Source organism: Sorangium sp. So ce448, from assembly GCF_051520915.1.
Taxonomy (GTDB): Bacteria; Myxococcota_A; Polyangia; order Polyangiales; family Polyangiaceae; genus Sorangium; species Sorangium cellulosum_B.
Map to the genome: position 1 here is coordinate 11,314,333 of NZ_CP150343.1, position 22,892 is coordinate 11,337,224.

General features: G+C 72.5%; 19 protein-coding genes. 10 read left to right on the forward strand and 9 right to left on the reverse strand.

Annotation, left to right across the window (positions count from 1 at the left end; translation table 11 throughout):
* Positions 1-6: 6 nt before the first annotated feature.
* Positions 7-1,041 (reverse strand): BMP family lipoprotein, encoded by a 1,035-nt coding sequence (locus WMF45_RS42775; protein WP_437712235.1) that lies wholly within the window; start codon positions 1,039-1,041, stop codon positions 7-9.
* Between the two features lie 272 nt (positions 1,042-1,313).
* On the opposite strand from WMF45_RS42775, the gene WMF45_RS42780 reads away from it, so the two are divergent.
* The 5 genes from WMF45_RS42780 to WMF45_RS42800 all read left to right on the forward strand — a co-directional run bounded on the left by WMF45_RS42780 (position 1,314) and on the right by WMF45_RS42800 (position 6,062).
* Entirely contained in the window at positions 1,314-2,000 is a 687-nt protein-coding gene (locus WMF45_RS42780) for a hypothetical protein (RefSeq protein WP_437712237.1), read from the forward strand.
* A gap of 5 nt (positions 2,001-2,005) precedes the next feature.
* Complete coding sequence (locus WMF45_RS42785) at positions 2,006-3,310, forward strand: c-type cytochrome (RefSeq protein ID WP_437712239.1); 1,305 nt, start codon at positions 2,006-2,008, stop codon at positions 3,308-3,310.
* Between the two features lie 195 nt (positions 3,311-3,505).
* Positions 3,506-4,936 carry a sensor histidine kinase gene (locus tag WMF45_RS42790; protein WP_437719635.1) on the forward strand — a complete coding sequence of 477 codons (1,431 nt, stop codon included), beginning with the start codon at positions 3,506-3,508 and terminating at the stop codon, positions 4,934-4,936.
* A 14-nt stretch (positions 4,937-4,950) separates the two neighbouring features.
* Positions 4,951-5,325 carry a response regulator gene (locus WMF45_RS42795; RefSeq protein ID WP_437712240.1) on the forward strand — a complete coding sequence of 125 codons (375 nt, stop codon included), beginning with the start codon at positions 4,951-4,953 and terminating at the stop codon, positions 5,323-5,325.
* A gap of 116 nt (positions 5,326-5,441) precedes the next feature.
* Complete coding sequence (locus WMF45_RS42800; protein ID WP_437712242.1) at positions 5,442-6,062, forward strand: DUF1349 domain-containing protein; 621 nt, start codon at positions 5,442-5,444, stop codon at positions 6,060-6,062.
* Positions 6,063-6,221: 159 nt separating this feature from the next.
* Here WMF45_RS42800 and WMF45_RS42805 read toward each other — a convergent pair whose 3' ends face one another.
* Entirely contained in the window at positions 6,222-7,133 is a 912-nt protein-coding gene (locus WMF45_RS42805) for a LysR family transcriptional regulator (protein WP_437712244.1), read from the reverse strand.
* 141 nt (positions 7,134-7,274) lie between these two features.
* Here WMF45_RS42805 and WMF45_RS42810 point away from each other — a divergent pair, with 141 nt between their 5' ends.
* Entirely contained in the window at positions 7,275-8,045 is a 771-nt protein-coding gene (locus tag WMF45_RS42810) for an SDR family NAD(P)-dependent oxidoreductase (protein ID WP_437712246.1), read from the forward strand.
* 184 nt (positions 8,046-8,229) lie between these two features.
* The gene (locus WMF45_RS42815; RefSeq protein WP_437712248.1) at positions 8,230-9,741 is read left to right on the forward strand and encodes a hypothetical protein; all 1,512 of its coding nucleotides are present in this window, start codon (positions 8,230-8,232) and stop codon (positions 9,739-9,741) included.
* A 44-nt stretch (positions 9,742-9,785) separates the two neighbouring features.
* Here the strand turns inward: WMF45_RS42815 and WMF45_RS42820 are convergent, their stop codons facing one another.
* Positions 9,786-10,259: a MarR family winged helix-turn-helix transcriptional regulator gene (locus WMF45_RS42820; RefSeq protein WP_437712250.1), complete on the reverse strand. Its 474-nt coding sequence runs from the start codon at positions 10,257-10,259 to the stop codon at positions 9,786-9,788.
* 190 nt (positions 10,260-10,449) lie between these two features.
* Here WMF45_RS42820 and WMF45_RS42825 point away from each other — a divergent pair, with 190 nt between their 5' ends.
* Positions 10,450-11,616 (forward strand): serine hydrolase domain-containing protein, encoded by a 1,167-nt coding sequence (locus WMF45_RS42825; RefSeq protein ID WP_437712252.1) that lies wholly within the window; start codon positions 10,450-10,452, stop codon positions 11,614-11,616.
* 165 nt (positions 11,617-11,781) lie between these two features.
* Here the strand turns inward: WMF45_RS42825 and WMF45_RS42830 are convergent, their stop codons facing one another.
* A complete protein-coding gene (locus tag WMF45_RS42830) occupies positions 11,782-13,881 on the reverse strand; it encodes a substrate-binding domain-containing protein (protein WP_437712254.1) in 2,100 nt (699 codons plus the stop codon).
* A gap of 15 nt (positions 13,882-13,896) precedes the next feature.
* On the opposite strand from WMF45_RS42830, the gene WMF45_RS42835 reads away from it, so the two are divergent.
* Both WMF45_RS42835 and WMF45_RS42840 read left to right on the forward strand, forming a co-directional pair.
* Positions 13,897-14,412, forward strand: coding sequence for a glucuronyl esterase domain-containing protein (locus WMF45_RS42835; RefSeq protein ID WP_437712256.1), 516 nt, complete (start codon positions 13,897-13,899; stop codon positions 14,410-14,412).
* On the forward strand, positions 14,397-14,576 hold the full coding sequence (locus tag WMF45_RS42840) for an SDR family oxidoreductase (RefSeq protein ID WP_437712258.1): 180 nt from the start codon (positions 14,397-14,399) through the stop codon (positions 14,574-14,576). Before WMF45_RS42835 ends, WMF45_RS42840 begins: the two co-directional genes overlap by 16 nt.
* Positions 14,577-14,604: 28 nt before the next feature.
* Here the strand turns inward: WMF45_RS42840 and WMF45_RS42845 are convergent, their stop codons facing one another.
* From WMF45_RS42845 to WMF45_RS42865, 5 genes are all read right to left on the reverse strand, one after another.
* Complete coding sequence (locus tag WMF45_RS42845; protein ID WP_437712260.1) at positions 14,605-15,528, reverse strand: response regulator; 924 nt, start codon at positions 15,526-15,528, stop codon at positions 14,605-14,607.
* Positions 15,522-18,401 carry a response regulator gene (locus tag WMF45_RS42850; RefSeq protein ID WP_437712262.1) on the reverse strand — a complete coding sequence of 960 codons (2,880 nt, stop codon included), beginning with the start codon at positions 18,399-18,401 and terminating at the stop codon, positions 15,522-15,524. Before WMF45_RS42850 ends, WMF45_RS42845 begins: the two co-directional genes overlap by 7 nt.
* A 238-nt stretch (positions 18,402-18,639) precedes the next feature.
* The gene (locus WMF45_RS42855; RefSeq protein WP_437712264.1) at positions 18,640-19,500 is read right to left on the reverse strand and encodes a sugar ABC transporter permease; all 861 of its coding nucleotides are present in this window, start codon (positions 19,498-19,500) and stop codon (positions 18,640-18,642) included.
* Complete coding sequence (locus tag WMF45_RS42860) at positions 19,497-21,779, reverse strand: extracellular solute-binding protein (protein ID WP_437712266.1); 2,283 nt, start codon at positions 21,777-21,779, stop codon at positions 19,497-19,499. The genes WMF45_RS42855 and WMF45_RS42860 overlap by 4 nt, the downstream gene beginning before the upstream one ends.
* Positions 21,780-21,786: 7 nt before the next feature.
* A complete protein-coding gene (locus WMF45_RS42865) occupies positions 21,787-22,866 on the reverse strand; it encodes an ABC transporter ATP-binding protein (protein ID WP_437712268.1) in 1,080 nt (359 codons plus the stop codon).
* Positions 22,867-22,892 lie beyond the last annotated feature (26 nt).

The window sequence follows — 22,892 nt, forward strand, 5'->3', positions numbered from 1 at the left end:
GGGCGATCACGGCCCCTTGGCCGGCGGCACCGCCGTCTTGAGCGTCCCGTCGAGCAGCCCTTTGCGGAGCTCCTCCATCTTCGCCTTCACCTCGGCGGGGACCTTGGCGTCGAGATCGTGATACGGCGCATACCCCGACTTGCCCTGGAAGTTCCCCGCCGGCAGCTTCCCCTCCTTGGCCGACTTGATGAGGTCGAAGGTGCCGTCGGAGATGAGCTTGACGGCGCTGGAGAGGAGGACCTTCTGCGCCTCGGGCACCGTGAAGTACTGGTCGGTGTCGACGCCGATGGCGTAAACGCCCTTCGTCGCCGCGCCGAGCAGCGCGCCGTTGCCCGTCTTGCCGCCGCCGCCGAAGACGATATCGACCCCCTTGTCGATCATCGAGACGGCGGTCGTCTTCCCCCACTCGGGATCGGTGAACGTCTTATCGAAGCCGACGTCGTTGTGGTAGACGACGCTGAGCTCGATGTCGGGCTTGACGTGGCGCGCCCCGGCCCGGAAGCCCTCCCCGAAGCGGAAGACGGGCGGGACGGCGTCGGTGGCGAGCACGGCGCCGATCTTCCCCGTCTTGGTCATCATCGCGGCCAGCGCGCCGACGAGGAAGCCGCCGTGGTCCTCGGGGAAGACAAGGCCCACGACGTTCGGCTTGGTCGCGCTCTGGAACTGGTCGATGCCGATGAACCTGACGCCGCTGAACTGATCCGCCGCGGCGCGCGTCGCCTCCGTGAGCCCGAAGCCCGACGTGACGACCACGTCGTACTTCTCCTCGGCGAACGTCGCGATGTTCTTGGGGTAGTCCTTCGGATCCGTCGTCTCGATGTACTGCGTCGTGGCGCCGAGCTCCTTCTGCGCCCGCTGGATCGCCTCCCAGGCCGACTGGTTGAACGACTTGTCGTCGATCTTGCCCATGTCGGTGACGAGGCCCACGCAGAACACCTCGGGGCTCGCGCAGTCGGCCTTCTTGCTGCTGCTGTTGCACCCCGGGAGCACACTGGCGAGGGCCAGCGAGACCGCGATCGCGACGCGCCGCTTCTTCAACATGCCGGATCTCCTTGGAAGACCCGCATTGGACACCGGGCCGCGCACCAAGGCAACCACCGCATCGCACCGGCGCACGTTTGCTCACCCGGGCGCTCTCATCTGTTGCGCGGCAGCACGGCCGGCTGCGCGGCAGCACGGCGCGCCTGGCGCGCCTCCCCTCGAGATGGCGATCGGGGGAGCAACATTTTTTCCTCGAGCGTTGTCACAGTCGATCGGCAGCGCCCGATGAGCGACGGGGCGCGCCGGCGCAGCCTTCCCGAGGAGGTCCTTCCATGAATGGTCCCGCCGTTCGATTCACGCTTTTTTGTGCTCTCATCGCGTCCGCCGTCGTCCCTTCGGCGGACGCGTCGGCCTGCGGTGGAGTCGAGATCATGCCCGCGATCGACCACCGCGTGATGGGGATCGCCCAGGCCGAGCAAGCGCTTCACGACGGCCGGTTCACCGCGGCGGCGGGGAGCGTGATCCGGATGTTCCCCGAGATCCGGCGGATCTCCTATGACAAGGACCCGCTGATCAACCGGGCCTTCCGCGTGCTCGCGGTGGCCACCGCGCGCGCGGACGGGGCGCTCCAGGTCGGACCGCAGCTGCCGCGCGAGCTGCTCGAGACGTGGGGCGGGGCGTCGGCCGAGGAGCGCAAGGGGAACATCGACTGGTCGATCCGCGCGCTGCGCCGGCTGAACGAGCAGCGAAAGAACGATCCTGCGCTCCAGACCGACCTGGGCGAGGCGCTCGCCAGGGCGCCCGAGCACCGCGGCGAGGCGCTCAAGCTGCTCGGCGATCTGGCCGAGAAGGACCTCCTGACGAGCCCCGAGGCGTACGCGACGCTGGCGCGGCTGCGCGCGCTCTCGGGGGACAACGCGGGGCACGACGCCGCGGCCACCCGGTGCGAGACGATGGCGCAGAACAAGGCGCTGTGCCGGACGACCGGCGCGGCCGGCGCGGTCGGCTCACCGAGCTGACGCCGATGCGCGCCCGCCCGCTGCTCGCCCTGCTCGCGGCGCTCGCCTCGGGCGCCGCGGGGTGTACCTCCGAGGACGCGCGGGGCCCCGCGCTGGCCGCGGCGCCGCGTGAAGCACAGCCGAGCGGCAGCGGCGCCGGGGCGGCCGCTCCGGCCGCCGTGGCCGCGGCGCCGGCCGGCGATCCGGCGCGCGGGGAGCGGCTCGTCGCGGAGCTCCAGTGCAACCGCTGCCACGACGGGACCGGGCAGGCGCCCGCGGCGCGCGACGCCCACTGCGTCCAGTGCCACCAGGACATCGCGGCGGGGCGGTTCCAGGCGCCGGCCGCGGCCATGAAGCGGTGGAACGAGAACCTCGTGCAGCTGCGCGACGTGCCGTCGCTCGCCGCCGCCGGCGACAGGCTGCGCCGCGACTGGATCCGCGCCTTCCTGCTGTCACCGCACGACGTGCGCCCGCGCCTGCACGCGACGATGCCGCGGCTCGCGATCGGGCCCGAGCAGGCGAGCGATATCGCGGCCTACCTCACGCGCGATCGCCGCGATCGCCGCGATCGCCGCGAACGTCCGAGTGCGCCGCTGGAGGGCGCGAGCGCGGCCCGGGGGCGCGAGCTCTACGAGGCCAAGGGGTGCGGCACGTGCCACGCCTTCTCCGGGGCGGCCGGGGTGACGGCGGTCGCGCCCGTGAAGGGGATGGAGAAGGAGACGCGCGCCGCGATCGCCCTGGCGCCGGATCTGAGGCACGCGCGCGACCGGATGGAGCCCGCCGATCTCGTCGCGTGGGTGCTCGACCCCGCGGCGATCAAGCCGGGCACCCCGATGCCCCAGGTGCCGATGTCGCCCGCCGAGGCGCGGGACATCGCGGCCTTCGTCACGACCGCGGAGCTCTCGCCGCGGGCGCCGGCGAGCGCGCCCGAGCGGCTGCCGCTGCTGTCGCGGCGGGTGACGTACGCCGAGGTGGATCGCCGGGTGTTCCGCGTCACGTGCAGGCACTGCCACTCCGAGCCGGATTACGCGCTCGGCGACGGCGGGCCCGGGAACACGGGCGGCTTCGGGTTCAAGCCGCGCGGGCTGAACCTCGCCACGTACGAGGGGATCGCCGCGGGTTACGTCGACGATCAGGGCGAGCGGCGGAGCGTGTTCTCGCGCGGGCCGGACGGCGCCCCTCGCCTCGTGGCCGCGCTGCTGGCGCGGCAGGCGGAGGAGGCGGGCCACGCGGCTCCGGCGGTGCGCGGGATGCCGCTCGGGCTGCCCGCGGTCGGGCCGGAGGAGATCCAGCTCGTCGAGAGCTGGATCGCGCAGGGGCGGCCGCAATAGCGAACGAGCGGGAGGGGGCGATCGCCAGGGTCGCTCCGGCGTTGTCGTGGTGCCCCCCTTGCTTCCACGGTGACACCGAGGAGGTGGCCGATGCCCCGGTGGTCTCAACGCGCTCAGCACGCGGGCTCGCCTCCGAGCGGCGGAGGCAACGGGCCTCCGGGGAGGATGTCCATTGGAAGGCGTCTTTCCTTGCTCGTGTTGAGTCAGCTGATGCTGGCCGCCCTGGGCATCACGATGTCCATCGTCGCGCTCAGGCGGCTGGCCACCGAGACAGCCTACCTGCGTCACTACGTCTTCCAGCCGTTCGTCGTCATCAGCAGCGGCATCGAGTCATCGAACGCTCTCTATGCCATGCTCGCTCGCCCGCCATCGGACGTGTCCGTGGAGGTCCGGGAGCCCATGATGCGGCTCCGCTCCTTCATCGATCGGTACCAGCGCGAGTGGTTGACGGCGACCTCCACCCTGCCGGACGCCATCCACCTCCGCGACGCGCTCGCTCGGGCCGGTGAGCTCGTGCTCCTGGAGGAAGAGCGCGAGGCGGCGGACACCATCGCCGCTGTCGTGATGCACATCGAGCGCACGACCGGGCTCATGGGTCCAACGTCCGCGCCGCACGTGCGGCGCGCCGACGTGGAGCACCTCAGCGACGCCCTCGTCAAGCTGCACAGGATCAACCTGCGCTACATGGAGATCGCTTACGACGCGTTCGATCGCGTCCGGCGGCGCATCCTCCTCGTCTTCATGGCCGTCGGCCTGGGGGGCGTCACGGCGGCGTCGCTCTTCGGCCTCGCGGTGCGCCGCGCCATCGCGCCGCGCATCCACCGGATGGTGACCGCCGTCCAGCGCTTCCGCGAGCGCGGCGTCTACGAGCCGCTCGGGGACCGGGGGGACGACGAGCTCGCCGTGCTCGCCCACACGCTGAACACGAGCTTCAAGGCCATCGCCGAGCGCGACAAGGATCGCGACCGGTTCCTCGCCGTCGCCGCGCACGAGCTGAAGACGCCGCTCACCACCATGAAGGGGTTCTCGCAGGTCGCGCTGACCCACCGGAACGACACGGCCATCCGCGAGCGCGCCCTCACGATCATCGATCGCCAGGCGACCCGCCTCGGCCGCCTTGTCCAGGACCTCCTGTGGTCGGCGCGCGTCTCCGGAGGCGAGCTCCCCTTCAAGCCCGAGGCGATCGACGTCGAGGAGCTCGCCCGCCGCGTCATCGGAGAGTTCGAGCTCGTGGCCAGAGATCACAGCATTCGCCTGGTGCCCCGGGGAGACGCGCACCTCCTGGGCGATCCAGAGCTGCTCGAGCAGGCGCTCTGGAGCCTGCTCGTCCAGGCCATATCGGTCGCGCTGGAGCACGATCCAGTGCTCGTCACGATCGATGCCGACTCCGCCGCGCGCGTGCTCATCACGATCGAGGTCCGGGGCGGGAAGGATCTCCCGGAGGACCTCGAGAAGCTGCTGGAGCCCTTCGGCGTCGTCGCGTTCGAGGGGCGGCGCGACGGGCCGCGCAGCACGGGCATCGACCTTCACCTCGTCCAGGGGATCGCCCGGCTCCACGGCGCGAGGTTCTGGATCGAGCGGAGGGCCGGTGACCTCATGGTCTTTTCGCTGGAACTGAGGCGCTAGCGAGCAGAGGGAACATGCTGCGAAACCGCGTGCTGGTCATCGACGATGACCCCGATTTCCGGGAGCTCGTCGCCCTCAGCCTGAACGGGTGGGGGCTCCATTGCCTCCAGGTCGCCGACTGCGCCGAGGCGCTCCCGCTCCTCGAGCGCGAGCGCGACGGGCTGCGGGCGGTGCTGTGCGACTACTTCATGCCAGGGCTCTCTCCCAGCGTCTGCGCGAAGGCGATCCTCGCGCGGGTCGATCCGGCGGTGCGCGTGGTGCTCGTGAGCGCGGCGGTGGACGTCTCGGCGCTGGCCGCGGAGCTCGGGCTCGCGCGGTTCCTCCCCAAACCGTTCGATCTCGACCAGCTCCACGACGTGGTGCTCGGCCCGCGCGAGCCCTCGGCGTGAGCGGCGCGGCCGGTCGCAGCGGGGCGCCCCCGGACGCGGCGCGCTCCGTGGTAGCCTCCCGGCCCTCGCCGCGCGCGGGCGGACCGCGCGCCGTGCGGCGCTCGGAGGTCTGCGTCATGACAGGACAGCTTCTGGAAGAGGGCTTTACCAACCCTGGAATCGATCCGCGGCTCACGTGGCGCAACCCGCCGGCGCGCTGGGCGGTGGCGCCGGAGAGGGGCGCGCTCGTCGTCGAGCCCGCCGCGAAGACGGACTACTGGCAGCGGACGCACTACGGCTTTCGCAACGACAACGGGCCTTTCCTCTTCACCCGCGCCGGCGGCGACTTCGTGATGACCTGCCATGTGCGGTTCCGGCCGGCGCACCAGTACGACCAGGCAGGGCTCATGGTGCGGATCGCGGAGTCGTGCTGGCTGAAGACGTCGGTCGAGTTCGAGCCGGACGGCCCGAGCCGGCTCGGCGCGGTGGTGACGAACGCGGGCTACAGCGACTGGTCGACCCAGCCATTTCCCTCGGATCGCCGGGAGATCTGGCTGCGCGTCCGGCGGGAGGGGCCGGATTACCTCGTCGACAGCTCGGACGACGGCGCGGCGTGGACGCAGATCCGCATGGCCCACCTGCACGAGGACGACGGGGCGCGCGAGGTGGAGTGCGGTCTCTACGCTTGCAGCCCGCTCGGCGAGGGCTTCGTGGCGGAGTTCGATCTGCTGCGGATCGCCCCGGGGCGCGCGGGTTAGAGCGGTTCCCACCCGCCCCCGATACGAGCGTCGCAGAGCGGCGGTCACCCGCACAGGAGACGGGTCCAGATCGGCGTTTTCGGCGCGGAAGCGCACTCCAGTGCGCTGAGCACCGAAAACGTCGAGATGGGCCCGTATCCGAAGCGGGTGACCGCCGCTCTAGCGGGCGAGCGCCTCGAGGTGCGAAGAGAGCACCTCGGTGATCCAGCTCATCACCGCGCGCACGCGGCGCGGCACGCTCCTGCCGTGCGTGTGGAGGAGCGAGACCGGCATCGGCGCGCAGGTGAGGGAGGGCAAGACCTCGACGAGCTCGCCCGCGGTGAGGCTGGCGAACTTGCCTACCCGCGGCGCCTGGATGATGCCCAGGCCCGCCACACACGCCGCGAGATAGGCGTCAGCGCTGTTGACCGTCACCACGCTGCGCATCGGCCACTCGCGGTAGCCGCCGTCGTGGGGGTACTCGAACGACGGCGCTTCGGCGCCGAGCGTCGACGAGTAATGCACGAGGAGGTGCCGATCGAGATCCTCGATCCGGCGAGGCGCGCCGTACTGCCGCAGATAGGACGGGCTCGCGAGGTTCACCATCCGCAGGACGCCGAGCCTGCGGCCGACGAGCCCGTCGCCCCCCGGGGCGCCGACGCGCAGGACGCAGTCGAAGCCCTCGCGGAGCGGCTCGACGCGCCGATCGGTCGTGCTGAGGAGCACCTCGAGCTCGGGGTGGCGCGCGAGCAGCTCGGGCAGGCGCGGGATGATGACGTCGCGCGCGAAGTTCACCGGCAGATCGATCCGCACCCGCCCGCGCAGGCCCCGCGCGGCCTGGAACATCGCGCCGAGCTCGTCGGCCTCGAGCGCGAGGCGCCGCGCCCGCGGAAGCAGCTCCTCCCCGTCCGGCGTGAGGCGCACGACGCGCGTCGACCGCTGGAGGAGCCGGGTGCCGAGCTCGGCCTCCAGGGCCTTCAGCCGCAGCGACACGCGCGCCTTGGGCATGCCGAGGTGCTCGCCGGCGCGCGTGAAGCTGCCGAGCTCCGCCACCTTCACGAAGATCTTCAGCGATCCGACGTCGACGGTCATTGTTTCGACTGGCGAAACAGTGTGTCGGAGCCTCGCGCCTTCCGCAACCGGGATCGGATCGCTATTCACTCTCGCAGACAGCGGCGCGCAGCCGCCACGGACAGCGGCGAGCCGCCGCGTCGCCATCGAAAGGACCCGAACATGAGCACATCCAAGCGTAGCCCCGTCGCCCTCGTCACCGGCGGAAGCCGCGGGCTGGGAAAGAGCATGGCGCTCCACCTCGCGGATCGCGGCGTGGACGTCATCATCACCTACCGCGGCGCCGCGGCCGAGGCGGCGGATGTGGTGAAGCAGATCGAGGCCAAGGGGAGGACGGCGGCGGCCATCGCGCTCGATCTGGGGAGCACCCGCGGGTTCGACGCGTTCGCCGCCGCGGTGAAGGCGGAGCTCGCCGGTCGCTTCAAGCGCGATCGCTTCGATTACCTTGTGAACAACGCCGGCATGGCTGGCCACGCGAGCTTCGCCGAGACGACCGAAGAGCAGTTCGACGCGCTCATGAACGTCCACTTCAAGGGCACGTTCTTCCTCACGCAGAAGCTCCTCCCGCTCATCGCGGACGGCGGGCGGATCCTCAACGTCTCGTCGGGGCTCACGCGGTTCAGCTTCCCGGGCTACGCCGCCTACGCCGCGATGAAGGGCGGGGTGGAGGTGCTCACCCGCTACCTGGCGAAGGAGCTCGGGCCGCGGAAGATCGCGGTGAACACGCTGGCGCCCGGCGCGATCGAGACCGACTTCGGGGGAGGCGTCGTGCGCGACAACGCCGAGCTGAACAGGATGATCGCCGCCCAGACCGCCCTCGGCCGGGTCGGCCTCCCCGATGACATCGGCGGCGCGGTCGCCGTGCTGCTCTCGCCCGATGGCCAGTGGATCACCGGCCAGCGCATCGAGGCGTCAGGCGGCATGAACCTCTGAGGCGCTCCGAGCTCGCGGCAGGCGCGTGCTCGTCGGGCCCGCGCCTGCAACGGGAGCAGCGAACACCACGAGCATTCCGACACAGAACGGCACAGGTCATCGAGCGTAATCGGGGCTTTTGCGAAGGAGCTCGACTGGCACATTTGGTGCTGAGTGGCAGCGCATCGCTAGGAGGCGAGCGCTCATGAGCAGGGAATTGCCTAACCATATCCTTCGAATCCTCGGGATCGGCATGCTCGCCGGCCTGTCGGTGACGCTCGGGTGCCAGGGCGATACCACCATGCCAGCTGGCACAGGTGGGGCCGGCGGCGCCGGGGGTGAAGGCGGCGCCGGGGGCGAAGGCGGCGCCGGGGGTGAAGGCGGCGCGGGCGGCAGCCCGGAGACGTGCGAGTCGCGGCGGGGCGACCACGGCGACGCCTGTCCCGCGGACGCGCCTTGCGCGATCACGCTCGACGTCGAGGTGACGTGCGCCGGGCACGACTTCGCAGCGGGCGGGGTGCGGGCCGTTCCGGCGGCGGGCGCGACGTACCTCGTGACGAGCAGCAACGCCCCGACGCGGCTGTTCGAGCTCGACGGCGGCGGGGCGACCCAACGCGACTTCGACGTGCAGTCCAATGCCGTGAGCGTGGCGCTCTCGCCGGACGGGAGGGCGTACGCCGCGGTGGATGAGACGCAAGGCACCGGTGACGGCTATCCCGGCGGTGTCGTGTTCCTGCCGCTCGCCGGAAGCGCGGCCGACAAGCAGATGGTGTTCGATCGCGACGACAAATACGTGCCGGTCCTCGATGTCGCGGTGGACTCCCAGGGCGAGCCGCACATCTGGATCCTCACGGACGCGCCGGAGATCGTCGAGCACGCGACGCGCACGTCCGGCGGCGCCTGGGACGTCGCGCCGGCGAGCCAGCTGGCCGACAGCGGTTGGCCCCGCTTCGTCCTCGCGCCCGACGACGCGCCGCTTTCGTTCGGCATGGTCCAGGCGGGCTCCGACGGCTGGCAGCTCCGGGTGCTCGACGGCGCCACGGAGCAGAGCCTTGGCGCTCCGGTCCCCGAGAGCTCGCCGATCCGTTACGAGCCCGTCCTGCCGCCGAAGCCTGCCGCTCAAGCGACGATCCCGCGCTTCGCGGCGGTCGTGCAGCACCCCGACGGGCTGCGGCTGGCGAGCGCCGGCGAGGGCGAGGGCGAGATAACGATCCCCGGCACAGCGACGCCGGCGTACAGCTGCCAGCGCGGCTTCGGCGACTCCCCGTCGCCGGGCTGCCCGGCCGACTGCCACGAGGTGACCTCCGGCCTCGAATGGTCGGCCTTCTCGGCCGCGCGCACGAGCGACGGAGACGTGTGGATCGCATTCCTGATCAGCCACCTCGACTGGACGATCGCCTACGAGGTGCAGAACGCCGATCTGCCGACGTGCGTCGGCAACATCGCGGCGGACGCGAGCCGCGGCGAGCTGCGCCTCGTGCGCGTGCCCGCCGACGGAGGCGCGCCCGAGGTCGCTGTGACGCTGCCGCTCCCCGCGATCGCAGGCGAGAGCCATTTCAGCGATGTGTACCAGCGCCACCCGCTCGTCGATGTCTCCGCGTTCGGCACGGAGCTCACCGTGGCCATGCGCACGCAGGCGTCGCGCGTGGGGCCCTTCACGGCCCGCGTGCTGCGCGTCGACACATCGCTCCTCGCGCCTGCCGCGCCAGGCGACTGAGACGCGCGCCGCACCTCGACGCCTCGGTCATCGACCCGGGCGCGCTACGGCTGGCGGAGCCGGCGCGAGGACAGGAGCTCGAGCCCTCCCGTGCGCTCCGCGATGCGCTGGAGCGACGCGAGCAGCGCGCCGGCCTGCTCCTCGCCGAGCAGCGCGCGGAGCCGCCTGTTCACCGCGGCGCGCGCGGCGCGCCCCGCCTCGACCGCCGCCCACCCGCGGTCGGTGAGCTCCACGAGCCGGTTGCGCTGGTCGTCCTCGGCGACGCGCCGGCGCACGTAGCCGAGCTGCTCCAGCTCCGCCACCGCCTTCGAGGCGCCCTGCGCCGTGATGCCGAGCCGCTCCGCGAGCTCCCTCACCTTCACCGGCCCCGGGACGAGGTGCTGGAACACGTATCCATGGCTCGGCCGGAGATCCCCGTGGCCGGCCCGCTCCACGCGGCGCAGCACCTCATCGCTGTTCGCGGTCGCGATGGCGGCGAAGAGCAGCACGAGGTCCTCGTCCGGGCGCGCGGGCTTCACGGCCGGAGCGTGTAACCCGCAACCGAGGTTGCGCAAATGACGTTGACGGCCGCGGGCGGCGGCCCTATTCATCAACCAAGGTTGCGCAATATTGGTTGCGCATCATCGGGGTCGGGCTCGAAGGGCCGGGCGGCGCGCCCGCGCGCGCCCGGGCCCGTGCTGCCCCGAGGAAGGGACGAAGGGACGAGCGATGCACCTCGCGATCCATGGCTCCTGCGACCCGGCGTTCGCGCCCGTGCGCGCGGCGTTCGCCTCGAATTTCGAGCGGTTTCCCGAGCTGGGGGCCGCCGTGTGCGCCGCCGTGCGCGGCCGCGTGGTCGTCGACCTCTGGGCCGGCTTCCGGGACGCGGCGAAGACCGCGACGTGGCGCTTTGACACGATCGTGAACGTCTTCTCGGCGACGAAGGGCGCCGTGGCGCTGTGCGCCCACGCGCTCGCGGAGCGGCGCGCGCTCGACGTGGACGCGCCGGTCGCCGCCGCCTGGCCGGAGTTCGGCGCGGCCGGCAAGGGGCGCGTCCTCGTGGGCCAGCTGCTCGACCACAGCGCCGGCCTGCCGGCGCTCCGCGCCGAGCCGGAGGAGGGCGCGCTCTACGACTGGCAGGCCATGACCGCCGCCCTCGCCGCGGAGGAGCCGTTCTGGGAGCCGGGCGCCCGGCACGGCTACCACGCCGTCACGTTCGGCTTCCTCGTGGGCGAGGTGATCCGGCGCGCGAGCGGCCAGCGGGTCGGCGCTTTCCTCCGGGAGGCCGTCGCGGGCCCGCTCGGCCTGGACTTCCACATCGGCACCGGCGCCGAGCACGACGGGCGGATCGCCGAGGTGCCCCCGACCATCGCGAGCCCGAGCGGCCTGGGCGGCGCGTTCGGCGCGAGCTTCCGCGACCCGGCGTCGCTCACCTCGATGGCCTTCACCAGGCCGCGCGACCTCGTGACGCCGGGCCTCGTCAACACCGCCCGCGCCCGGCGCGCGGAGATCCCCGCGCTGAACGGCCACGCGAACGCGCGCGCGCTCGCGCGGATGTACGGCGCGCTCGCGAACGGCGGGGCCCTCGCCGGCACCGCGCGCGTGCTGTCGCCGGAGGCGGTCGAGGCCGCGCTGGCGGAGCGCTCGGCCGGGCTCGACGCCGTCCTCCTCGCGGAGAGCCGGTTCTCGCTCGGGTTCATGCTGCCAAGCGCCCTGCGCCCCTTCGGGCGCGGCCCGCGGACCTTCGGCCACCCCGGCGCGGGCGGCGCGCTCGGCTTCGCCGACCCCGACGCGGGGCTCGGGTTCGGCTACACGCCGAACCAGACGATCGCGAGCGGCCAGGGCGGCGACCCGCGGTGGCCGGCGCTGATCGAGGCGGTGTACTCGTGTCTATGAGCCCTGGTTCTGCGCGTCCGGGGCGCGTGCCTCGTTCTTGAGAGAAGGACCTCTGAAAGCATACAAGGCACGAAGGAGAGGACGAAACCGAGGGATAGCCAATCCGCATCCAGCCAGAACTCCACAGAGGCTCGTCAGACGGCGACACCGTCGCGGCCCCGGCCGTCAGGCGAGGCGCGCCGCGCCGCGCCTCGCGCCGCCAGTGCGGAGGCCTCGTGTCGTCAGCTCGTGAAGGGCTCCCGCCAGCGACGAGTACGTGGCCAGACTGCCCAGCTCCACGTCCACGAGGCTCCTGGCGAGCTCGGGGCGCACGCCGACCAGGAAGAGGCGCGCGCCGAGCAGGGCGACCGCGCGGCTGGTCTGGCCCAGCGCGTGGGCGACCTGGGCGTCCACCGCCGGCACGCCGGTGATGTCGAGCAACACGAAGCGCGCCTCGTGCCGGCCCACCCCCTCGACCACGGCCGTGAGCACCTGGAGGGCGCGGTCCCGGTCGATCGCGCCGATGAGCGGCACGAGCAGCACGCCGGGCAGGAGCGGGATGAGCGGGCAGCCGAGCTCGCGCACCGTCTCCGAGAGCGTCCGCTCGCTCGCATAGGCCACCTGCAGCGCCGCGTTCTTCGCCGAGAGCGACTGGACGAGCTCGCCGCGCTCGAGGGCCGCGGCGAGCAGCGACGCCCAGACCCCGACGGTGCCCTCGTCGCCGGCCAGCTCGCGGAGGGTCGGCCCCATGAGCGCCACGACCCCCCAGTCGCGCCGCTCGGTGCGGATCGGCAGCAGCATCATCATGAGCGCGCCGCTCGCGGCCGCGGGCGGCAGCAGATGCTCCGGCGGAAACGCCTCCTGCCGATGGCGGCTGCCGATCGGGGGCGTCGCGCTGCCGTCACGGCTGTAGGCGCCGGCGACGACGAGCGTCGTCGCGTCCTCCCGGAGCGCAAGGCAGGCCCAGGTCGCGCTGGTCTTCGCGAGCCATGAGAGCGACATGGACTCCTCCTGGGAGCCGCTGACCAGCGCGAGGCCCACGTCGTGATTCGACCTCACGAGCATCCCGAGCTGCGCCACGAACTCGGCCTCGACGCTGAGCCGAGCCCGCGCGATCGAGAGGTGCGCGCCGTCCAGGAACGCCTCGACCCGCTGCGCCGACGCCGCATCCCCGCCCAGCCGCTCGCGGCGCCGCTCGTGGGACCGGCGGAGCAGGCGCACGATCGCCATCAAGGTGCCCATATCGGACGAGATGTCGACGGCCTGTTTGTAGGCGCGCTCCAGCGCCTTCGCCGGAGGGGGCGCGGCGCCCTCGATCGCCGCCTCGTACGCCTCGATCACAAGGGCGACCCCCGGCCATACCGCGGCAGGCGGTGTATCGGGCGCCAGGGGACGGGGCGCGAGGAGCAGCTCGACCATCCGTCGATCCAGGTCGCCGCCGCCGTGCTCCCCCGACGCCGCGTCCTCGTCGAGGAAGCTCTGGACCACATCGCATCCGCACGAGATCCGCTGGATCAACGTGTTCGGCGTGAGCACGAGCTCCGGCAGAGCCGTCTCGCCGGAGAGCATCGAGACGATGAGCTCACACGCGGCGCTCCCCAGCATCTCGAACTGCTGGCGCACGGTGGTCAGCGGTGGGTCGGAGGTCTGCGCCTCCGGCACATCGTCGAAGCCGACGATCGCCAGCTCCTCCGGGATGCGGACGCCCGCCGCCTTCAGCGACGGCATCATCCCGATCGCGTTCTTGTCCGTCCCGAAGACCGCCGCCGTGCACGCATTCCGCAGCGCGATGAGCCGCGGGGCGGCGTTCTCGCCGCCGGTATACCAGTTGTCGTCGGTCCGGACGACCAGCTCCGGGTCGAGCGGTATCCCCGCCTCGGCGAGCGTCTCTCGGTAGGCGTCGAAGCGCTCGCGCACATCGGACTCGTGGAAGCAGCCGACGAACGCGATGCGCCGGTGCCCGTGTCCGATCAGATGGCGCACCGCGCCCCGGATCCCGCTGTGGTTGTCCGGGATCACCGACGGGCAGTTGCCCTTGTGAACATGGGTGCCGACGACGACGAGCGGGACCCGCTCGGCGGCGAGCTGCTCGATGCCGTCCACCCCGATCACGACGATCCATCCATCCACCTGTTCTCTGGCGAGCGAAGGGGCCTGGAGCGAGGCGGCCGTGCCGCGCATCACCAGCATGCGACAACCGTGCTTCCGCGCCGCCTCGTGGATACCCGTCAGGACCGGGTTCCAGAACGAGCCGTCCAGGTAGGGGGTGATGACGCCGACGGTCATCCCACGTTGCATCCCATGAACGCCCGTATCGCGGCGGGGCGGCTCCGCAAGGCGATTCACATCACGCGTCGAGCGGCCGGCGTCTCCTCCTGTGGCCGGCTGTCCGCCCGCGCCATCTTCCTGGGCCGAGCCGTCAGAGCTGCCGCCCCGCTGCTCCGGCAACTCGACTTCACTGCCCCGGCTACCCTGAACCATCGCCCGGTCTCCCTGCTCCCCCGTCCCACGGCTGCGCTCGCGTGCCCACCTATATACCACGGTCCGGACGTATCTCTCTGCGACGGGGCGATGTCGAATTACTCGCTCGCAAACCACTTCGGTCCATTCGTGCTGAACGCCAACGCTGCCAATCTTCCCATGGACACCCATGCGCTGAGCGCCATGATCGTGCCACGTGGCCTGCTCGTCATCGACAACCCGCATCAACATCGGTTGAGCGCGCCAGCCGGCCACACAACCGTCCTGGCGATCGCGGAGGTCCACTCAGCGGCGCCCGGAGCCGAGGCATGCCAGGCCCCGTGGACACCGACATGAACCCGGCCGACGGCCCGCTCGCCTCCGAGTTCAAAGGCCAGATCGCCGTGCAGCGCTACGGACAAGGCGACGAGGTCGCCGGCATGGTGGCGTACCTGGCCGGCCCCGAGGGCGCCTTCGTCACGGGCGCCAACCTCAAGATCGACGGCGGCTTCACCGCCTGATCTTCCCGAGCCGCGACCGGAGACCGCCTCAGCCGCCGTCCTCGCCCGGCTCGCCGCCGGTCCCCGGCGAGCGGCACTTCATCACCATGTGGATCTCGTTGCCCTTCTCGTTGTGCCGCACCTCGTCCATGAACGTGCGGATCAGCATCAGGCCGCGGCCGCTCGGCTTGTCCAGGTTGGCGAGGTCGGTCGGATCCGGCAGGTTGCGCGGGTCGAAGCCGGGCCCCTCGTCGCGCACCACGTACGTCGCCTCGGTGCGCGTCTCGCGCGCCACGACGACCACGCGCCGATCCCGGTACGGGCTCTCCCCCCGGCGGCGCTCGACGAGCGCGGAGAAGGCGCTCGGCTGCTCGTCGAGCAGCGTCGAGCTGACCTCGAGGTTGCCGTGCACGATGGCGTTCACGAGCGCCTCGCGCAGCGCCACCGCGACCTGGATCCGGCCCGTCTCGTCGCACAGCCGCATCCGTCCCAGGCTCTGCTCGACGTGGCCCACCAGCGCGGGGACCTTCGCCACGTCGTTGTCGAGCTCGAAATGGGACTCGGTCGCCGTCAGGCACGAGAGGAGCTGCTGCTCCCGCCGGTCGAGCCGCGCCACCGCGAGGACGTTCTCGACCGTGTTCACGAGCTCCGCCGCGAGGTTCCGCTTCGCGACGTAGCTCGCGGCGCCGCGCCGCAGCGCCTGCACCGCGATCTCCTCGCTGCCGTGCGCCGTCATCAGGATCACCGGGAGGTACGGGTGCTCGCGGCGGATCGCCTCGACCAGCTCCAGGCCGTCCATCTCCGGCATCTGGAGATCGGTCAGCACGATCTCGGGCATCGACCTGGCGATCGTCTCGAGCGCCTCGACGCCGTTCTCGGCGTACACGGGCTCCATCCCGGCGCGCTTCTTGAGCAAGCTCCCGGAGAGGCGCCGATCCATCGGGGAGTCGTCCACCACGAGCACCCTCACCATCGCGTCACCTCGCTATCAGAGCGCCGCTCGCCCTGCACCGGCGGCGCCGGGTCCGCCGGCGCGCCCTCGCGCACGAACGCGGCGAGCTCGGGGAGCAGACGCTCGATCTGCGCCCGCAGCGCGAACTGCGCCTCGGCCAGGCTGCCGAGCTCGTTCGCGCGCGCCATCTTCTCCAGCGCGAAGGAGGCCTCGAACGCGCCCCGCGCGCCGAAGCTGTCGACCCCGCCCTTCAGGCTGTGCGCGGCCCGCTGGAGCTTGCGGGCGTCGCCGGCGGCCACCGCGTCGTCGATGTCGCCCATCCAGCGCGGGCACTCCTCCAGGAAGACCTCGGCGAGCTCGCGCAGGAGGTCGGCGTCGCCGCCCGTCCGCTCCAGCGCCTTCGTGCGATCGAACATCGGCCGGGCCGCGATCGAGGAGGGCGAGGGCTGCAGCCGCTCCTCCGATCGGGTGCTCGGCGGCCCGCTGTCGGACGCCGGCGAGGGCGCCGACGCGTACGAGCTCGGCGCGCCGAGCGACATGCGCGCCGGGTCCTCGATCTCCAGGGCGGACGGCCCGGCGGCGAGCCGGTCGATCATGTCGTAGAGCTCGTCGACCTGCACCGGCTTCGACAGGTAGCCGTCGAAGCCGGCCCGGAGGCAGCGCTCGCGGTCGCCCTTCATCGCGTACGCGGTCACGACGATGAGCGGCATGTGCCCGCCCTCGCGCCGCTCGCGGGCGCGGACGGCCCGCGCGACCTGGAGGCCGTCCATCTCGGGCATCTCCACGTCGAGCAGGGCCACGTCGTACTGCCCGGCCGCGATCTTCTCGACGGCGAGGCGGCCGTTCTCGACGATGTGCACGTGGTGGCCCTGCCGCTCCAGCCAGCGGCGCATCAGCTTCTGGTTGATCGCGTTGTCCTCGGCGACGAGCACGCGCAGGCCGCGCGCGCGCGTCCCGGCCGCGGCGCGGCGCGGGTCGGCCGACCGGAGCGAGGTCCGCGTCGGGACGCCGAAGGCGTGGAACACGGCCTCCTGGAGGTGGGACGTCTTCACGGGCTTCGTGACCATGGCGAAGACGCCGAGATCGCGGCAGCGCGCGACGTCCGCCTGCGCGGACGTCGAGCTGAGCAGCACGAGGACGCGCCCCTTCAAGATCTCGCGCTTCCGGCAGTGCTCGACAACGGCGAAGCCGTCGACCTTCGGCATGCGGGCGTCGACGATGGCGAGGCCGAACGAGCTGCTCAGCCCGACCGCGTTGCCCCCCGGCTTGCCCCAGGGCAGCGCCCACACGCCCGAGTCCTCCGAGAGCGCCGCGATCGCCGCCGCCCCCGAGTCGACGGGGACCGCCTTCATCCCCCAGCCCTCGATGGTCTCGGCGAGGATGCGCCGCGCGGTCGCGTTGTCGTCGGCGATGAGGACCTTCGTGCCGAGGAGGTCCTTCGGGATCTCCAGGCGGCGCGACCGGGCGGCGCCGTCGAGCGCGCGGAGCTGGAGGGTGAAGTGGAACGTGCTTCCCTTGCCGACCTCGCTCTCGATCCAGATCTTGCCGCCCATCATCTCGACGAGGCGGGCGCAGATCGTGAGGCCGAGCCCCGTGCCGCCGTACTTGCGGGTGGTCGAGCCGTCCGCCTGGGCGAACGCGTCGAAGACGAGCCGCTGCTTGTCCGGGGCAACCCCGATGCCCGTGTCGATCACGCTCACGCGCAGCACCACGGCGTCGCCGAGCGCCTCGCCCGCGTAGAGGCTCGGCGTGCCCTGGCTGTCCGCGCCGGCCTCCTCCTCGGCGGTAGGGGGCGCGCGCGCGTCGACCTCGGCGCGGACGACGACCTCGCCGGCGTCGGTGAACTTCACCGCGTTGCTCACGAGGTTGACGAGGACCTGGCGCAGGCGCAGCGGATCGCCGACCAGCGCCTCGGGCACGTCGGGGCCGACGTCGTAGGCGAGCTCGAGCCGCTTCTCGTGGGCGCGGAGCGCGAGCGTCTTCACGGCGTCGCCGATGATCTCGCTCGGGTCGAAGACGACGGGCTCGATCTCGAGCTTGCCGGCCTCGATCTTCGAGAAGTCGAGCACGTCGTTGATGATGGAGAGCAGCGCGTCGGCCGAGATCTTGACCATCTCGAGGTACTCGCGCTGCTCCTGGGTGAGCTCGGTCTGGAGCGCGAGCGACGTCATGCCGATGATGCCGTTCATCGGGGTGCGGATCTCGTGGCTCACGCTGGCGAGGAACTCGCTCTTCGCGCGGCTCGCCGCCTCGGCGGCCTCCTTGGCCTGCTGGAGCTCGTCCTCGACCGCCTGGCGCTGCATGAGCAGGGCGCGCAGGCTCGCGGAGTGCTCGCGCTCGTTCTCGAGCGAGGCCTCGCCCATGGCGTCCGCGCGGCGCTTGGCGATGCTCGCCATCACCGCCATGGCGGGGGTGGTGACGGCGTAGACGATGACCCGGAGGAGGTTGTCCTCCTCGTACGATAAAAGGACGCCCTCCTTGGAGAAGTAGAGCGCGAAGAAGACGCACGAGATGAGCGCCGTGACGATGCCGCCCCAGAGGCCTCCGCTGAACGCCGCGAAGACGATGATCATCGAGAGGATCGCGGGCGGGTTCGGGATGGTCCAGTCGAGCGCGGCCTCCAGCGTGGTGACCGCGCCGATGACGAGCAGCGCGAGCAGGGGGCCGAGCAGCGGGAGCACGAACTTCTCCCACGAGGGCCGGCTGAGGCGCCGCTGCAGCGCGGTGGGGAGCGGCAGGAACGTGCCGCGGCCCTCGGCGTCGCCGCCCAGCGACGGGCGGGGCTCGCCGCTCAGCGACGGGCGGGGCTCGCCGCCCACGCCCACCGATGCGCGGGGGTCCGCGTGAGCGGTCCCCGGCGCGGCGGCGGGCGGGGGATCCTCGGCCTTCGGCATGGCTTCATGGAGATAGCGGGGTCGCGATCGGGCGTCCACGGCCGCGAGGGCCAGATCCCATGGACGGGCGGCGCCCGGGCACGGCGGGCAAGTAGGAGGGACGCCCCTCGGCCCCGAGCAGCACGAGGCCGGGCAGCGCGGGTCGCGTCGCCGGCGGACCCGGCGCTGACGGCCCGCGCCGCCGGCGCCCCGGCCGCCGCGCCCCGGGGCGCCCGCAGCCGCGGTCACCGCGGCGCGCTCACCCCTTCACGCCGCCCGTCGTCAGCCCCGCGATCAGGTGGCGCTGCACCACGTAGAACGCCGCCATGACCGGCAGCGACACGAGGAGCGCCCCCGCCGCGAACCGCTCCCACTGCGCGTCGTACTCGCCGATGTACCGCTGCAGCACCACCGGCAGCGTGAACATCTCCTCCTTGCCGAGCAGCGTCGCCGCGAGGATGAACTCGTTGTACGCCGTCATGATCGCGAACAGCGCCGTCACGGCGATCGCCGGCCGCGCCGCCGGGAGCACGACCCGGAGGAACGCCTGGAAGCGCGTCGCCCCGTCGACCATCGCCGCCTCCTCCAGGTCGACCGGGATCGCCTCGAACGCGGCCCGGAGCTGGAAGATCGAGAACGGCACCGCCGTCGACGCGTAGCAGAGCACGAGCCCGGTCCGCGAGTTGAGCAGGCCGAGCGCGTCGAGCAGGAGGTACAGCGGGATCGCGCTCGCCACCGTGGGGAACATCTGCGTCGCGAGCAGCGCGCGCAGGCCGCGGTCCTTGCCGAGGAACCGGAAGCGCGCGAGCGCGTACGCCGCCGGGACCGCGACGGAGACGCCGGCGGCCGCCGTCGCGAGCGCGACGACGATCGAGTTGGCGAGCTGGCGGGGGAAGAGCCAGATCGGCTCGCCGCCGACCTTCTTCGACGTCGTGACCACCGCCACGATGTGCTCGAGCGTCGGCTGGTTCGGGATGGGCAGCACCTCCGGCACCGGCGGGCGCGCCCCGGAGAAGGCGATCGAGGCGACCCAGAGCACCGGGTACAGCGCGAACGCCACCGCCGCCACCAGCGCGGCGTGCACCGCGATCGACTCGACAGGAGAGGGCCTCCGCGTCACGCGACCTCCGTCGCCGCCGCCGGCACGGGCGCCGACCCGGCCTCGGCCCCGCCCTGCGGGATGGCGGAGACGGGCGTCCGCCGCCGCCGGAAACGAAAGGAGCGCGTCGCGAGCGTCAAGAGCAGGAAGATGAGCACCGAGTACGCCGCCGCGTAGCCGTACTGGGCCTCGCGGGTGAACGCCCACCGGTACGCCTCGGAGACGAGGATGTCCGTGGTGCCGTCCGGGTCGCCGCCGGACACGAGGAACACGACGTTGAACATGTTGAACGTCCAGATCGCGCCCAGCGTCACCGCAGGCGCGAGCACCGGCCTGATCAGAGGCAACGTAATTTTCCGTAGACGCTGCCATCGCGTGGCGCCGTCGACCTCGGCGGCCTCGAGCACGTCCTCCGGCACGGCGGTGAGCGCGCCCAGCGTGACCACCATCATGAACGGGAACCCGAGCCAGACGTTGGTCGTCACGTTGGCCGTGAACGCCGTCGTGAAGCTCGAGAACCAGGAGATGGGCTCGATGCTCGTCCCGAGCGCGGAGTTCACCGCCTCGATGAGGCCGGTGACGGCCCCGAACTGCCGGTGGAACATGCCCTTCCAGGACAGCGCGGTCACGTAGCTCGGCACGGCCCAGGGCACGATGAGGAGCACCCGGTAGAGCGCCCGGAGGCGCAGGGTCGGGCGGTTCAGGAGCAGCGCGAGCGAGACGCCGAGGAGGACGTGGAGGCAGAGGTTCACCGCGGTCCAGAGCACGGTCACCGCGAGCACGAGGTAGAACGAGCCGCTCGCGAAGAGCGGCCCGCCGCGGGCCGTGAGGATGCTGATGAAGTTGGCGAGGCCGACGTACCGGAGGCCCTCGCCCCTGCCGGCGAAGAGCGACGTCGCCGCGCCGATGACGAGCGGGATCACCACGAGCACGCCGATCGCGACGACCGCGTGCGCCACGTACTTGTAGGCAGGAAGCGAGCGCCCGAGCGCGCGCCGGAACGAGCGCCAGCGCGCGGTGCCGGGCGCCGCGCCCCTGGCGGCGCGGACCCACCGGAGAGCGAGCAGCAGCGCGAGCGCGCCGAGCGCGACGAGCAGCGGCGCCGGCGAGGCGGGGGGCGGGAGCGGCCGGCGGACGTCGTCGAAGCGGCGCTTGGCCTCGGCGAGCGCGACGTCGGGGGGCGCGTCGCCCCGGAGCACCTTGCGGATCGCGCGCGTGGCCGGCTCCCAGGTCGAGCGCATCGCCGGCGAGGTCGGCATCGGGATGGCCGCCTTGGCCTGCTCGGTGAACGCCGCGATGAAGGCGTCGCCGGCCGGGACGGCCACGTCGCTCCGCACCGGCGGCGTGCGCGCGACCTCGAGCCGCGTGGCCGCGGCCGCGGCGCCGGCGAGGTGGCGCGCGAGCGCCCGCGCCCCGGCGCGCCGCGCGCCCTGGGGCGAGAGCATCACCGCCTCGACGGTCAGGAACGGCCGCATCGGGAGGCCGGTCTCGCGCACCTTCGGGAGCGGGACGACGCGGGCGCGCCGCCGCGCCGCTTCCCCGAGGCCGCCCGCGAACCACGGCCCGCTGATCACGAACGCGGCGCGGCCCGCGTTGAACAGGTCGGTCACCAGCGCGCCGTTCGCGTCCTCCGGGACGACCCGGCGCTCGATCAGCGTGCGGACGAGCTCGAGCGAGCGCTCGGGCCCCGGGCCGACGAAGCCGAACTGGTCGTCCTCGCCCAGCATCGCGCCGCCGAACGCCGCGAGGATCGGCATGTGCGCGTAGGCGTTCGACGCCTCGTACGCGAGCGGGTACACGCCCTCGGGGAGCGAGCCGGCCAGCGCCGCGATGTCCTCGAGGGCCGCAGGGGCCTCCTTCACGAGCGCTGTGTTCATGTAGAGCGCCAGGCACTTCTGGCTGATCGGCAGGCCGAGGATCTCGCCCCCCTGCCGGACCGCGGCGAGCGCGGGCCCCAGGAACACGGCCTCGCCGCCCGGCGCGAGCGCGTCGCCCACGGGCGCGACGAGGTCGCGCGCGCGGAAGTCGCCGAGCCGCTCGTGGGCGTCGATGAACAGGTCGGGCCCCTCCCCCATCGGGATCGCGGCCTGGAGCTTCGAGGCGTAGGCGTCGAACGGGACGGCGAGGACCTCGACCTCCTCGCCCTCGAAGGCCGCGACGATGGCGTCGAGCGCCCTGGCCTCGTCGTCGCGGTAGGCGTGCCACAGCCGGATCGGCGCCGCGGCCGCGAGCGCGGGCGAGAGGAGGATCAGCGCGGGCGCAGCGAGCGCGAGCGCGAGACGACAGCGATGGCTCGGCACGGTCGCCTCACGCTTCTCGCAGGCTCAGCCCGGAGTCCGCGTCGAACAGGTGCACCTGGCGGAGGGCGACCCGCACGGTGTCCCCCTTCGCGACGCGCGCGGCCGGGTCGAGGCGCGCCACGAACGGCGCCCCCGCGACGGTGCCGTGCGCGTACGACTCGGCCCCGAGGGCCTCGACGATCGCCACCTCGAACGGGGCGCCGCCGTCGCCCGGGGCGAGGTCCACCTCGTGCGGGCGCACGCCGACCGTCACCTGCCGCCCGGACGAGAGCGCGCCCGGGAAGTCGGCCGCGTCGATGTCGATGGCGAGGTCGCCCTGGGCCGCGACCCACCGGCCGCCCCGGCTCTCCAGGCGCGCCTCGACGAAGTTCATGGCCGGGCTGCCGAGGAAGCTCGCCACGAACCGGGTGCGAGGCCGGGCGAAGACCTCGAGAGGCGGCCCCGACTGCTCGACGACGCCCTTGTTGAGCACGAAGATCTCGTCGGCGAGCGTCATGGCCTCGACCTGATCGTGGGTGACGTAGACGCTGGTCGCGCCGAGCCGATCGTGCAGCTTGCGGATGTCGACCCGCACCTGCGCGCGGAGGGCGGCGTCGAGGTTCGAGAGCGGCTCGTCGAACAGGAAGAGCTGCGCCCGCCGCACGATGGCCCTGCCCATGGCCACGCGCTGCCGCTGGCCGCCGGAGAGCGCCCGGGGGTGCCGGTCGAGGAGCGGGCCGAGCCCGAGCATCTCCGACGCCTCCTTCACGCGCGCCTCGATCTCGGCCGGCGGCGTCTTCCGGAGCTTGAGGCCGAAGGCGAGGTTCTCGCGCACCGTGAGGTGCGGGTAGAGGGCGTACGACTGGAACACCATCGCGATGTCGCGATCGCGCGGCTCCAGCCGCGTGACGTCGCGGTCGCCGAGCGCGATCGTGCCGTCGTCCGCCTCCTCGAGCCCGGCGAGCAGCCTCAGCAGCGTCGACTTGCCGCAGCCGCTCGGTCCCACGAGGACGGCGAACGAGCCGTCGGGCACGTCGACCGAGACGCCGCGCAGCACGTGGGTCTGGCCGAATCGCTTGTTGAGTCCGCGCACTTTGACAGACGCCATATTGGAGACTCTCTTGGAAGGGAGGA